At 66.9% G+C, this 13,218-nt stretch carries 10 protein-coding genes; 2 read left to right on the forward strand and 8 right to left on the reverse strand.

Annotated features, from left to right (window positions below):
* Positions 1–216 precede the first annotated feature (216 nt).
* Complete coding sequence (locus ABQE89_RS16385) at positions 217–3,888, forward strand: multifunctional oxoglutarate decarboxylase/oxoglutarate dehydrogenase thiamine pyrophosphate-binding subunit/dihydrolipoyllysine-residue succinyltransferase subunit (protein ID WP_448418756.1); 3,672 nt, start codon at positions 217–219, stop codon at positions 3,886–3,888.
* Between the two features lie 135 nt (positions 3,889–4,023).
* A complete protein-coding gene (locus ABQE89_RS16390; protein ID WP_448418407.1) occupies positions 4,024–4,854 on the forward strand; it encodes an SDR family NAD(P)-dependent oxidoreductase in 831 nt (276 codons plus the stop codon).
* Between the two features lie 5 nt (positions 4,855–4,859).
* Here ABQE89_RS16390 and ABQE89_RS16395 read toward each other — a convergent pair whose 3' ends face one another.
* The 8 genes from ABQE89_RS16395 to ABQE89_RS16430 all read right to left on the reverse strand — a co-directional run bounded on the left by ABQE89_RS16395 (position 4,860) and on the right by ABQE89_RS16430 (position 13,105).
* Positions 4,860–5,702, reverse strand: coding sequence for a glycine betaine ABC transporter substrate-binding protein (locus ABQE89_RS16395; RefSeq protein WP_448418409.1), 843 nt, complete (start codon positions 5,700–5,702; stop codon positions 4,860–4,862).
* 7 nt (positions 5,703–5,709) lie between these two features.
* A complete protein-coding gene (locus ABQE89_RS16400; RefSeq protein WP_448418758.1) occupies positions 5,710–6,882 on the reverse strand; it encodes an NAD(P)-dependent malic enzyme in 1,173 nt (390 codons plus the stop codon).
* A gap of 83 nt (positions 6,883–6,965) precedes the next feature.
* Complete coding sequence (locus tag ABQE89_RS16405) at positions 6,966–7,955, reverse strand: malate dehydrogenase (protein ID WP_448418411.1); 990 nt, start codon at positions 7,953–7,955, stop codon at positions 6,966–6,968.
* A gap of 156 nt (positions 7,956–8,111) precedes the next feature.
* Positions 8,112–8,705: a suppressor of fused domain protein gene (locus tag ABQE89_RS16410; protein WP_448418413.1), complete on the reverse strand. Its 594-nt coding sequence runs from the start codon at positions 8,703–8,705 to the stop codon at positions 8,112–8,114.
* Positions 8,702–9,955: an ABC transporter ATP-binding protein gene (locus ABQE89_RS16415; protein ID WP_448418415.1), complete on the reverse strand. Its 1,254-nt coding sequence runs from the start codon at positions 9,953–9,955 to the stop codon at positions 8,702–8,704. The genes ABQE89_RS16410 and ABQE89_RS16415 overlap by 4 nt, the downstream gene beginning before the upstream one ends.
* Before the next feature lie 3 nt (positions 9,956–9,958).
* Positions 9,959–10,783, reverse strand: a complete 825-nt coding sequence (locus ABQE89_RS16420) for a carbohydrate ABC transporter permease (RefSeq protein WP_448418760.1) — start codon at positions 10,781–10,783, stop codon at positions 9,959–9,961.
* A gap of 13 nt (positions 10,784–10,796) precedes the next feature.
* Positions 10,797–11,711, reverse strand: a complete 915-nt coding sequence (locus ABQE89_RS16425) for a carbohydrate ABC transporter permease (protein ID WP_448418417.1) — start codon at positions 11,709–11,711, stop codon at positions 10,797–10,799.
* Positions 11,708–13,105, reverse strand: a complete 1,398-nt coding sequence (locus ABQE89_RS16430; protein ID WP_448418419.1) for an ABC transporter substrate-binding protein — start codon at positions 13,103–13,105, stop codon at positions 11,708–11,710. Before ABQE89_RS16430 ends, ABQE89_RS16425 begins: the two co-directional genes overlap by 4 nt.
* Positions 13,106–13,218 lie beyond the last annotated feature (113 nt).

Below are 13,218 nucleotides of genomic sequence, written 5' to 3' on the forward strand. Positions count from 1 at the left end.
GCTAGCCGCAGGTAATCACGCCGAAGTCGCTATCCAACGGTTGTCATGGCTTGACCGATGCTTCGGCGCTAGCCTTTAGGCGGCGGTGAAGCGGGTAACCGCAGAGAGATCAAGACGGCGAGCGCCGGGCGCTCGCGTGATGCGAAGGAATCGAGGCGAGTAGCTACCGTGAGCTCACCTTCACCATTCGGACAAAACGAGTGGTTGGTCGAGGAGATGTACCGCAAGTTTCGCGAGGATCCCTCCTCGGTAGATCCCAGTTGGCATGAATTCCTGGTCGACTACTCCCCCGAACCAACAGACAGCCAAGCCGCCAGCGCCGGCAACGGACAACAGGCCGCCGCCCCGGTAGCTCCGCCCGAACCCGCACCCGCGCCGCCCCCGGCCAAGAAGTCGGCACCGCAAAAGCCCGCCGCCGAAAAGGCCGAGAAGAAGGCCGAACCCAAGCCCGAACCCAAGGCTCAGCCGAAACCGAAGGCGTCCGCCGCGGCGCAAACCGACGGCGATGAGGTGCAGGTGCTGCGCGGCGCCGCCGCCGCAGTGGTGCGCAACATGTCGGCCTCGCTGGAAGTGCCGACGGCGACGAGCGTGCGCGCGATCCCGGCCAAGGCGATGATCGACAACCGGATCGTCATCAACAACCACCTCAAGCGCACCCGCGGCGGCAAGGTCTCGTTCACCCACCTGATCGGCTACGCGATGGTGCAGGCGGTCAAGGCGTTCCCGAACATGAACCGGCATTTCGCCGAAGTGGACGGTCGGCCCTCGGCCGTCACCCCCGAGCACGTCAACCTCGGGCTGGCCATCGACCTTCAGGGCAAGGGCGGCTCGCGACAACTCGTCGTCGCGGGCATCAAGAAAGCCGACACGATGCGGTTCGGTCAGTTCATCGCCGCCTACGAAGACATCGTCAGGCGGGCGCGCGACGGCAAGCTGACCGCCGACGACTTTGCCGGCGTGACGATTTCGTTGACCAACCCCGGCACCATCGGGACCGTGCACTCCGTGCCCCGGCTGATGCAGGGTCAGGGCACGATCCTCGGCGTCGGTGCGATGGAGTATCCCGCGGAGTTCCAGGGCGCCAGCGAGGAACGCATCGCCGAGTTGGGCGTCGGCAAGCTGGTCACCCTGACATCGACGTATGACCACCGCATCATCCAGGGCGCGGAGTCCGGCGACTTCCTGCGCACCATTCATCAGCTGCTCATCGACGACGATTTCTTCGACGAGATCTTCCGCGAACTCGGCATCCCCTACGAGCCCGTGCGGTGGCGCACCGACAACCCGGACTCGATCGAGGACAAGAACGCCCGCGTCATCGAACTGATCGCGGCCTACCGCAACCGCGGCCACCTGATGGCCGACATCGATCCCCTGCGGCTGGACAAGGACCGCTTCCGCAGCCACCCCGACCTCGACGTGCTCACCCACGGGCTGACGCTGTGGGATCTGGACCGCGAGTTCAAGGTGAACGGCTTCGCCGGCGCCGAGCGCAAGAAGCTGCGCGACGTGCTCGCGGTGCTGCGCGACGCGTACTGCCGCCACATCGGGGTGGAGTACACCCACATCCTGGAGCCCGCCCAGCAGCAGTGGCTGCAGGAACGGTTGGAGAACGGCCACGACAAGCCCACCGTCGCCGAGCAGAAGTACATCCTGTCCAGGCTGAACGCGGCCGAGGCGTTCGAAACGTTCTTGCAGACCAAATACGTTGGGCAGAAACGTTTCTCGCTAGAGGGAGCGGAAACCGTCATCCCGATGATGGACGCGGCGATCGATCAGGCCGCCGAGCACGCCCTCAACGAGGTCGTGATCGCGATGCCGCACCGCGGCCGGCTGAACGTGCTGGCCAACATCGTTGGCAAGCCGTACTCGCAGATCTTCAGCGAGTTCGAGGGCAATCTGAACCCGTCGCAGGCGCACGGTTCCGGCGACGTCAAGTACCACCTCGGCGCGACAGGCACCTACATCCAGATGTTCGGCGACAACGACATCGAGGTTTCGCTGGTGGCCAACCCGTCGCATCTGGAGGCCGTCGACCCGGTGGTGGAAGGACTGGTCCGGGCCAAGCAGGATCTGCTGGACAAGGGCGAGGCGGGCTCCGAAGAGTTCCCCGTGGTGCCCATGGTGCTGCACGGTGACGCCGCGTTCGCCGGGCAGGGCGTGGTGGCCGAGACGCTGAACCTCGCGCTGCTGCGCGGATATCGCACCGGCGGCACGATCCACATCGTGGTCAACAACCAGATCGGCTTCACCACGTCGCCGACCGACTCCCGGTCCTCTGAGTACTGCACCGACGTGGCGAAGATGATCGGCGCGCCGATCTTCCACGTCAACGGCGACGATCCGGAAGCCTGCGTCTGGGTGGCCCGGCTGGCCATGGACTTCCGCCAGAAGTTCAAGAAGGACGTCGTCATCGACATGCTGTGCTACCGCAGGCGCGGTCACAACGAGGGCGACGACCCGTCGATGACGCAGCCGTACATGTACGACGTCATCGACACCCGGCGCGGCGTCCGCAAGACCTACACCGAGGCGCTGATCGGCCGCGGCGACATCTCGATGAAAGAGGCCGAGGACGCGCTGCGCGACTACCAGGGCCAGCTCGAGCGGGTGTTCAACGAGGTCCGCGAGCTGGAGAAGCACCCGATCGCGCCGAGCGCATCGGTGGAGTCCGACCAGATGGTGCCCGCCGGGATGAAGACCGGGGTGGACAAGTCGCTGTTGGCCCGCATCGGCGATGCCCACCTGGCCTACCCCGAGAACTTCAACGTGCATCCGCGGGTCAAGCCGGTGCTGGAGAAGCGCCGCGAGATGGCCTACGAGGGCAAGGTGGACTGGGCGTTCGCCGAGCTGTTGGCGTTGGGATCCTTTGTGGCCGAAGGCAAGATGGTGCGGCTGACGGGTCAGGACACCCGGCGCGGCACGTTCAGCCAACGGCACTCGGTGATCATCGACCGCACCACCGGCGAGGAGTTCACCCCTCTGCAACTGCTGGCCACCAACCCCGACGGCACGCCGACCGGCGGCAAGTTCGAGGTGTACGACTCGGCGTTGTCGGAGTTCGCAGCGGTGGGTTTCGAGTACGGATACTCCGTCGGCGACCACGACGCGATGGTGTTGTGGGAGGCGCAGTTCGGCGACTTCGTCAACGGCGCGCAGTCGATCATCGACGAGTTCATCTCCTCGGGTGAGGCCAAGTGGGGTCAGCTCTCCGATGTGGTGTTGCTGCTGCCGCACGGCCACGAGGGTCAGGGTCCCGACCACACCTCGGGACGTATCGAGCGGTTCCTGCAACTGTGGGCGGAGGGGTCGATGACGATCGCGATCCCGTCGACGCCCGCGAACTACTTCCACCTGCTGCGCAGGCACGGCCTGGACGGGATCCAGCGACCGCTGATCGTGTTCACCCCGAAGTCGATGCTGCGCAACAAGGCCGCGGTCAGCGACCTCAAGGACTTCACCGAGGCGAAGTTCCGCTCGGTGCTCGAGGAGCCCACCTACGAGGAGGGCACCGGCGACCGCAGCAAGGTCCGGCGGCTGTTGTTGACCAGCGGCAAGCTGTACTACGAGCTGGCGGCGCGCAAGAACAAGGACAAGCGCGAGGACGTCGCGATGGTGCGCGTCGAACAACTCGCCCCGCTGCCACGGCGGCGCCTGGCCGAGACCCTGGACCGCTACCCCAACGTCGAGGAATACTTCTGGGTCCAGGAGGAGCCCGCCAACCAGGGCGCATGGCCGACGTTCGGCCTGACGCTGCCCGAGGTGCTGCCCGAGAAGCTCTCGGGCATCCGGCGGATCTCGCGGCGGGCGATGTCGGCGCCGTCGTCGGGTTCGTCGAAGGTGCACGCGGTCGAACAGCAGGAGATCATCGACGAGGCCTTCGAGTAGCACCTGCTCCCGGCGGGGCGACAGGCCGCGGTGTGTCCGGAGTTCGCGCACGCTCACGCCAGGGCGGGCCGCCGCAGGCGCTACCGCCGGTACCGGCTAGCCTCGTCTGCAGTCCACTGACACGAGGGAGTGACCATGGAGGGCTTCGCCGGAAAGGTCGCGGTGGTGACCGGTGCCGGATCGGGCATCGGGCAGGCACTGGCCGTCGAACTCGGCCGCTCGGGCGCCAGCGTGGCGATCAGCGACGTCGACACCGAGGGCCTGGCCGTCACCGAGGAACGGCTCAAGGCCATCGGCGCGCCGGTCAAGGCCGATCGGCTCGACGTGACCGAACGTGAGGCGTTCGAGCTGTACGCCGACGCGGTGGCCGAGCACTTCGGGAAGGTCAACCAGATCTACAACAACGCCGGGATCGCGTTCGCAGGCGATATCGAGATCAGCCAGTACAAAGACATCGAGCGCGTGATGGACGTCGACTTCTGGGGCGTGGTCAACGGCACCAAAGTTTTTCTGCCCCATCTGATCTCCTCCGGCGACGGGCATGTCGTCAACATCTCGAGCATCTTCGGGCTGTTCTCGGTGCCCGGCCAGGCCGCATACAACGCGGCGAAGTTCGCGGTGCGGGGGTTCACCGAGGCGCTGCGGCAGGAGATGCTGGTCGCCGGCCATCCGGTGAAGGTGACGACCGTGCACCCCGGTGGCATCAAGACCGCGATCGCGCGGAACATGACCGCCGCCGAGGGCCTCGACAAGACCGAGTTGGCCCAGACGTTCGACAAGAAACTGGCGAGCACCTCACCGGAGAAGGCGGCACGGATCATTCTCGACGGTGTGCGGCGAAACCGGGCGCGCGTGCTCGTCGGCGCCGATGCCAAGGTGCTCGACCTGATCGTGCGTGTCACCGGATCGGGATATCAGCGGCTGTTCTCCGCGGCGACCGCCCGGTTCATGCCGACCGCGAAGTAGCGCCGTCAGGCGCCGAGCGGATGTTCGTCGAGAAACGCGTTCGCGACGTGGCCCGGATCGGCGCCGTCGGCGACCTCGGCTCGCATCCGGGCCAGCGCAGCGGTGTCCAGTACGCCCGCCACCTCGTTGAGCGCCAGCACCTGTGACTCGTTGAGTTCGTTGCGCCGGTACAGCGGCACCAGGTTTTCGGCGCGGATCAGCGAGGTGCGGTCCGAGAGCGTCAGCAACTCCGACGGCACGTCGTATGCGGCGGTCGTCGTCCATGCCGCGTTCACCCGGCCGGCCCGCACCGCATTGAAAAGCGCTGCACTATCGTCGAATTCGCGCGGCGTCGCGATCCGGCAGGTACCGAGCACGGCAGGTACGGCCGCGTCGGCCACTCGCCCGACCCTGAGGTCGTCGCAGTGGCGCACCGCCGCGGTCACGTCGCGGCCACCCCAGTCCGTCGCGGTGGCCTCGGTGACCGCCAGCGCGGGCTTGTCCTGCGCCGACTCGGTGTAGTCCCCCGCCGCGACGCCTTCGGGCAGCACCGACACCATGTCGCGGTAGACCTGGCTGGCCGATCGGGCCACCGCGTCGGGATCGAACCGGCGCAGCACCCGGCCGGTGAAGGCGGGCACCACCCGAACCCGCGCGGAGTCCAGTTCGACCAGCGGATCTAAAAACTCCTCGACATGCGCCGGATTGCCGTAGAACCGCAGCGCGGCGGCGTAGAGATGGGCGATAAGCGCCGCTTGCGGACCGGGTTCGGCGCCGACCGGGATCGACGGCACAGTGGCCGGGCCGCTGCTGCACCCGGCGGTCACCAGCACGACCAGCGCGACGAGCGTGCGGACGAGCCGGCCCACGGGCGGCCTAGGCGCCGGACGCGGCCGCGACCGCCTGCGCCACCGCCGGGGCGACCCGCGGATCCAGCACGCTGGGCACGATGCGGTCGACCGACAGGTCGTCGCCCAGCACCGAGAAGATCGCCTCGGCGGCCGCCACCTTCATCTGCTCGGTGATCCGGGGCGCATCGGCGTCCAGGGCGCCCCGGAACACCCCCGGGAAGGCCAGCACGTTGTTGATCTGGTTCGGGAAGTCACTGCGGCCGGTGGCCACCACCGCCGCGTGTTTCTTGGCGTCGTCGGGGTGAATCTCGGGGTCGGGATTGGACAACGCGAACACGATGCTGTCCGGTGCCATCGTCGCCACCAGCTCCACGGGCACCACCCCGGCCGACAGCCCCAGGAAGACGTCGGCGCCCTTGAGCGCCTCGGCCATCCCGCCGCTCAGTCCGGTGGGGTTCGTCAGCTCGGCGAGCTCGGTCTTGTAGGTGTTGAGGTTGCCGCGGTCCCTGTGCAGGATGCCCTGCGAGTCCAGCACGGTGACGTCGCGAACGCCCTTGGCCAACAGGATCTTTGCACAAGCGACGCCCGCCGCGCCCGCACCGGAGATGACGACGCGCAGCGCGGCGATGTCGCGGTCGAGCACCGTGGCCGCACCGATCAGTGCCGCCAGCACGACGATTGCGGTGCCGTGCTGGTCGTCATGCATGACGGGGCAGTCCAACGCCTCGATGAGCCGGCGTTCGATCTCGAAGCAGCGCGGCGCCGAGATGTCTTCGAGGTTGACCGCGCCGAACGACGGCCGCATCCGCACCAGCGTCTCGACGATCTCGTCGGGGTCCTTGGTCTCCAGCACGATCGGGATCGAATCCAGATCGGCGAACGCCTTGAACAGCGCGCTCTTGCCCTCCATCACCGGCAGTGCGGCCGCCGCACCGATATCGCCCAGTCCCAGCACCGAGGTGCCGTCGCTGACCACCGCGACCATCCGGTGTGACCAGGTGTATCGCGCGGCCAGCGTGTGGTCGGCGGCGATCGCCCGGCTGACCTGCGCCACCCCCGGGGTATAGGCGATCGACAGCGCGCGCTGGGTGTCCAGTGGCGCATTGAGCGCTACGGAAAGCTTGCCGCCCACATGGGCTGAGAAGATCTCTTCATCGCTGAGCTCGATCGGAGGTTCGGGCTGCGACAAGCCATTCACCAAGTGCGACGCAGTTTCGGACACGCACCGAGCGTACTGGCCCGGCCTGGCCCGACCGTCAAGGGGCTGGTCGAAGCCCCTGCTCAGATCAGCCCGAGGTCGGTGACGGCCTTGCGCTCGTCGGCCAGCTCGGCGGTGGACTTGTCGATGCGACCGCGCGAGAAGTCGTCGATCTCCAGGCCCTGCACGATGCTCCAGTCGCCGCCCTTGGTGGTGACCGGGAACGACGAGATCAGCCCCTCCGGAACGCCGTAGCTGCCGTCGGAGATCACCGCCATCGACACCCAGTCGTCCTTCGGGGTGCCCAGCAGCCAGTCGCGAGCGGCGTCCACGGTCGCCGACGCTGCCGAGGCCGCCGACGAGGCGCCGCGGGCCTCGATGATCGCCGCGCCGCGCTTGGCGACGGTCGGGATGAAGTCGTTCTCGATCCAGTTCTGGTCGTTGACCACCTTCGCGGCGTTCTTGCCGCCCACCTCGGCGTGGAACAGGTCGGGGTACTGGGTGGCCGAGTGGTTACCCCAGATGGTGATCTTCTTGATGTCCGTCACCGCCGCCCCGGTCTTCTTGGCCAGCTGCGAGATCGCCCGGTTGTGGTCCAGCCGGGTCAGTGCGGAGAACCGCTCGCGGGGGATGTCAGGTGCGTTGGACATCGCGATCAGCGCGTTGGTGTTGGCGGGGTTGCCGGTCACGCCGATTCGGACGTCGTCGGCGGCGACCTCGTTCAGCGCCTTGCCCTGCGCGGTGAAGATCGCGCCGTTGGCCTCGAGCAGGTCGCCGCGCTCCATCCCCGGACCGCGCGGCCGGGCGCCGACCAGCAGCGCCAAGTTCGCGCCGTCGAAGATCTTGTTCGCGTCCGCCCCGATCTCCACGCCCGCGAGCAGCGGAAACGCGCAGTCGTCGAGCTCCATCACGACACCCTCCAGGGCCTTGAGGGCGGGCTCGATCTCGAGCAGCCGAAGCTCGATGGGCCGGTCGGGCCCCAACAGCGAGCCGCTGGCAAGGCGGAACAGCAGGCTGTAGCCGATCTGACCGGCGGCGCCGGTGACCGCGATCTTCAGGGGAGATGTGCTCACGTCAAAGGCTCCTTGGAAGAGATGAGGTTCGGGGTTGAAACTAGCGCACCGCGATCGCGCCCCGATTTCGGACTCCGCCGCTCAAGTGGGCTTGGCGGCCCGCCGCTCAAGTGGGCTTGGCGGCCCGCCGCTCAGGTGGGCTTGGCGGCTCGCCGCTCAAGTGGGCTTGGCGGCCCGCCGCCGTGGGTCCGTCACATCGACCCCGTCCTGCACCCACGCCTCACGCATCGCCTCGGCCCCCTTCAGCCGCACCCAGGCCGCCTCGGTCGCGGTGATCGGGGTGGCCGACAACACCTTCACCGGCGGCAACGGGTCGGTCAGCGCGACGTCGTCGATGTCGCTGTCGCCCAGCAGAAAAGCGGTGAACGACGCCGAATCCCACAGCGGAGACTCGAGATCGACCAACGCGTCCGCTTCCAGGATCAGACCCTCGACGGCCGGTGCGGCGGCCAACACCGCCACCGAACGGGCCAGACCGGTCGGTGTCGGGCCGCGCAACGCCACCACCACCTCCGCGCGTGGGCCGTGTAGCGCATCGGTGACCAGTTCGGTCGGATCGAACATGGGATGGCGCGAACACCCCAGCGACACATAGTGGGCCGCGCCGTCGTCGTCCGGCCCGAAGCGCAGCACCTCGATGCTCTCCGTGCCCAGGAAGGTGACGCTGGCCGCGTCGGGTTCCGCCGCGACGCCGACTCGGGCGAAATGTTCGCGCAGATGCGTGCGGACCGTCGCCAGGACGTCGATCACTCGGTGGTGGGCGTCGGCTCGCCCGACGCAGGCGGCTCGCCCGACGCGGGCTTCTCACCCGACGCCGCCTTCTCGCTCGGCGGGTCCTCCCCCAACATCAGATTCCGGCCGGAATCGGGGTCGAACAGTGTCACCCTCTTGGTCTCCAGCGCGAGCTCGATCGTCTGCCCCTGCTTCACCTGCGACTCGGTGGAGACCCGCGCCACGAACTCGTTTTCACCGATGCCCGACTCGGCGGCCAGTTCAGCCAGCAGCGCCGCCTGCGCTCCGGCGCCCTCGGTCTTGAAGTGCACGTACTTGTCGGCGCCGAGCGACTCCACCAACTCGACGTTCACCTCGAAGGTCAGCGCCTGGATCCGGGCATAACCGTCGAGCACCGCGGCATCCTCGAAATGCTCCGGGCGCAGGCCGGCGATCACGTTGGTGGGGGCGTTGTTTCGAGCGAGAAGATCGAGAACATCCTGGGTCAGCGTCACCTCACCGAACGGCAACCGCACCCCCACGTCGGTCATGGTGGCCGGGAAGAAGTTCATCGAGGGTGAACCGATGAATCCCGCGACGAACAGGTTCGACGGTCGATGGTAGAGCTCGTCGGGCGTGCCGATCTGCTGCGCGACACCGGCCAACAGCACCACCACCCGATCGCCCAGCGTCATCGCCTCGGTCTGGTCGTGGGTCACATAGACCGTCGTGGTGCCCAGCTTGTCCTGCAACCGCGCGATCTCCGAACGCATCTGCACGCGCAACTTGGCGTCCAGGTTCGACAACGGCTCGTCCATGAGGAACGCCTTGGGGTTGCGCACGATCGCGCGGCCCATGGCCACCCGCTGCCGCTGCCCGCCCGACAGTTGAGCCGGTTTGCGGTCCAACAGGTCTGACAGATCGAGAATCTGCGCCGCCTCCTCGACCTTGCGGGCGATCTCGTCCTTGCGCATCTTCGCCAGCGTCAGCGGAAACGCGATGTTCTGCCGCACCGTCATGTGCGGATAAAGGGCATAGGACTGGAAGACCATTGCGATGTCGCGGTCCTTCGGCGCCTTCTCGTTGACCCGCTCGCCGTCGATGCGCAACTCTCCCGAGGTGATGTCTTCGAGCCCGGCGATCATGTTCAGCGTCGTGGACTTCCCGCAACCGGACGGCCCGACCAGGATGATGAACTCGCCGTCGGCGATCGTCAACGACAGTTCCTTCACGGCCGTAGCGCCGCCTGCGTAACTCTTGGTCACCCGGTCCAACACGATCTCGGCCATCGATTACCCCTTCACCGCACCGGACGTCAATCCCGAGACGATCCGTCGTTGGAAGATTAGGACAAAGATGATGATCGGAATGGTGATGACCATCGCACCCGCCGCGATCGACCCCGTCGGCTCCTCGAACTGTGAACTGCCGGTGAAGTTCGCGATCGCCACCGGCGCGGTGATGGCCCGCTCCGTAGCGGTCAGCGACAGCGCCAGCAGCAGGTCGTTCCAGGCGAAGATGAACACCAGGATCGCCGCGGTGACGATGCCCGGCGCGGCCAACGGCGCTATCACCCTGCGGAACGCCTGCCCCGGTGTGGCGCCGTCCATCTTCGCGGCCTTCTCCAGATCCCACGGAATCTCGCGGAAGAACGCCGAGAGCGTGTAGATCGCCAACGGCAGCGCGAAGGTGATGTAGGGAATGATCAGGCCGGGCCACGTGTCGAACAGCCCGATGCGCCGTTCGATGTTGAACAGCGGTGTCACCAAAGATATCTGCGGGAACATCGCGATCAGCAAGGCTGCGCCGACCAGCAGACGCTTACCCGGAAAGTCCAGCCGCGCAACGGCATAGGCCGCCATGCCGCCGATGGCAACAGCGATCAGCGTGGTGATCAACCCGATCCCCACCGAGTTGACCAACGCCGAGGTGAAGAAGTTGCCCTGGAAGATCGCCTTGTAGTTGTCGAACGTCACCTCGGTGGGGATCAGCTTGCCGTCCTTGACCGTTGCCGTCGACTTCAGCGACAGGCTCAGAATCCACAGCACCGGGAACAAGGCGTAGATGATGACGAGGGCGTCGACGACGATCCAACCGGTCGCGCGCCGGGGAGTCACCCGCTCATTCACCTCAGCGATCCTCCCGATCGGCTCCGGGCGCCGAGGCGCCGAAGATCTTGATGTAGATGAACGCGATGGTCGCCACCGACAGGAAGATCAACACGCTGATCGCCGACCCCAACCCGAGGTTGAATGCCTTGAACAGGTTGTCGTAGCCCAGGATCGACACCGAGCCGGTGTCGTTGGCGCCGCCGGTGAGGATGTAGATGTTGTCGAAGATGCGGAACGCGTCGAGCGTGCGGAACAGCAGCGCCACCAGGATCGCCGGCTTGATCAGCGGCAGGATGACCTTCACCAGCCGCTTCCACGGGCCGGCCCCGTCCACCTGCGCGGCGTTGAGCAGATCCTGCGGCACCAGCGCCAACCCCGCCAACAACAACAGCGCCATGAACGGCGTGGTCTTCCACACCTCGGCCAGCACCACAATGGCCAGAGACGGAATCTGTTGCGTCAGTGGCGCGCTGCCCTCCGGCAACAGGTTGGCCAGATAGCCGGTCCCCGGTGTCCACGCGTAGTACCAGCTGTAGGAGGCGGCGACCGTGACGATCCCGTACGGAATCAGAATCGCGGTGCGTACCACGCCCTTTCCGAAGATCGTCCGGTGCATCACCAGCGCCAGCGCCATACCGAGCGCGAGTTCGATCGCCACCGACACGACCGTGATCGCCAGCGTCACCGCGAACGCCGTCCACCAGTACCGGTCGGTGAGCACGGTGACGTAGTTCTCCAGCCCGACGAACGAGACGTCATCGGGCTCGGCGAGGTTGTAGCGCTGAAGGCTCAGCCACACCGCATAGGCGATCGGATAACCGGTGACCGCGATCATCAGCAGCACCGCGGGTGAGATCAGCCAAAAAGCCAGCCGGCGGTCGGATCTGGTGTCGTCGCTGTTGGCCGCCGGTGTGTCTGCGACGGACGCGGTCACGGGATCAACCCCTTGCCGTCAATCGCCTTCTGCACCTGCTCGGTGAGGTCGTCGGCGGTCTTCTCCGGGTCGATGGCCGAGATCGGCGACAGGGTGACCGCCATCCGGGTGGACACCGATTGGTAGACCGGGGTGGCCGGACGTACCGCGGCGTTGGTCAACTGATCGCGGATGATCTCGTACTGCGGGTACTTGGCCTGAAACGCCGGGTCGTCGTAGAGCGAGGCGCGCACGGCAGGAAGACCGCCCTCGACCGAGGTGTAGCGCTGGTTCTCCACGTTGCGCAGGCACCGGATCGCCTCGAACGCTTCGGCTCTGTGCCGGGTGGTCTTGGCCACCGCGAGGTTCAGGCCACCGAGGGTCACCTTGGCCGGCTCGCCGGACTGCACCCCGGGATACGGCGCGAAACCGAACACCGGCTTGCTCGCCTCATAGGCGATGTCGAACTGTTCGTCGGTCGGCGAGAACGTACCGACGTCGTTGATGCTGCCCTCGAGCGCCGCGTCCTTGTTGAGCGGCAGAAACGGCACCCCGCCCTTGACCGCGTTCTCCAGCAGCGACGGCAGCACGTAGGGCCAGTTCACCTCCAGCGCCGCCTTGCCCTGTTCGAGTGCCAACCGCGCGGTGGTCTCGTCGGTCTGGGTGATCGACGGGTCCGCTCCTGGGGCGGTGGCAACGGATTTGATGATCTCGAGCGCCTTGACAGTGGCCGCGCGATGCTTGGGGGTGTCGGTCAACGTGACCCGCTGCCCGTCGTCGGAGAGCACCCGCCCGCCCGCGCTTTCCAGCAACGTGTTGAACCACACCACCAGACCCTCGTACTGCTTACCCTGCACGGCGATCCAACTCGGCCCGCCCTCGGCGTGCAACCGCGTCGCATCAGCCACCATGCCATCCCATGTGGTGGGCGGGTCCGGAATCAAATCGGCCCGGTACCAGAGTAATTGGGTGTTGGTGGTGATCGGCGCCGCGTAGAGCTCGCCGTTCCACGTGGCCGTCTCCAGCGGCCCCGGCAGGGTGTTGGAGGTGGCGTCCGACACCGCGCGGCCCGCCGGGTCGTCCGAGAGCGGCAACGCCCAACCGGCTTCCGCGAATTCAGCGGTCCACACCACGTCGAGCGCCATCACGTCCAGCGACCTGTCGTTGCCGGTGAGTCGCCTCGCCAACTGCAGTCGCTGCTCGTCTGCGCTCTTGGGAAGGTTGCGCTGCTCGATGCGGAACCGTCCGCCCAGCGCCTCGTTGCACCGTTCGGACACGGCGGTGAACGTGGCCGATTCGTTTGCCGGCGTGTAGTAGCTGATGACGATCTCGTCGCTGTCCGAACCGCACGCCGTGACCACCGAAACCGTCGTCAGGGCCGCCACCGCCGCCGCACACAGCCGCCGACCGCGCACCACCCGCCTCCCGTCCGCCAGGAACGTCCCGCGGGCAAACCGTAGAGGCAGACGGTGGTGGTTTGCAACACCATACGGCGCGCGCGTCGCAATCGTGACCTGCGACGCAGCCG

The organism is Mycolicibacterium sp. XJ1819, assembly GCF_053483675.1.

Coding starts and splice junctions, on each gene's coding strand:
- ABQE89_RS16385 (WP_448418756.1), top strand. CDS start 217: ATGTACCGCAAGTTTCGCGAGGATCCCTCCTCGGTAGATCCCAGTTGG.
- ABQE89_RS16390 (WP_448418407.1), top strand. CDS start 4,024: ATGGAGGGCTTCGCCGGAAAGGTCGCGGTGGTGACCGGTGCCGGATCG.
- ABQE89_RS16415 (WP_448418415.1), bottom strand. CDS start 9,955: ATGGCCGAGATCGTGTTGGACCGGGTGACCAAGAGTTACGCAGGCGGC.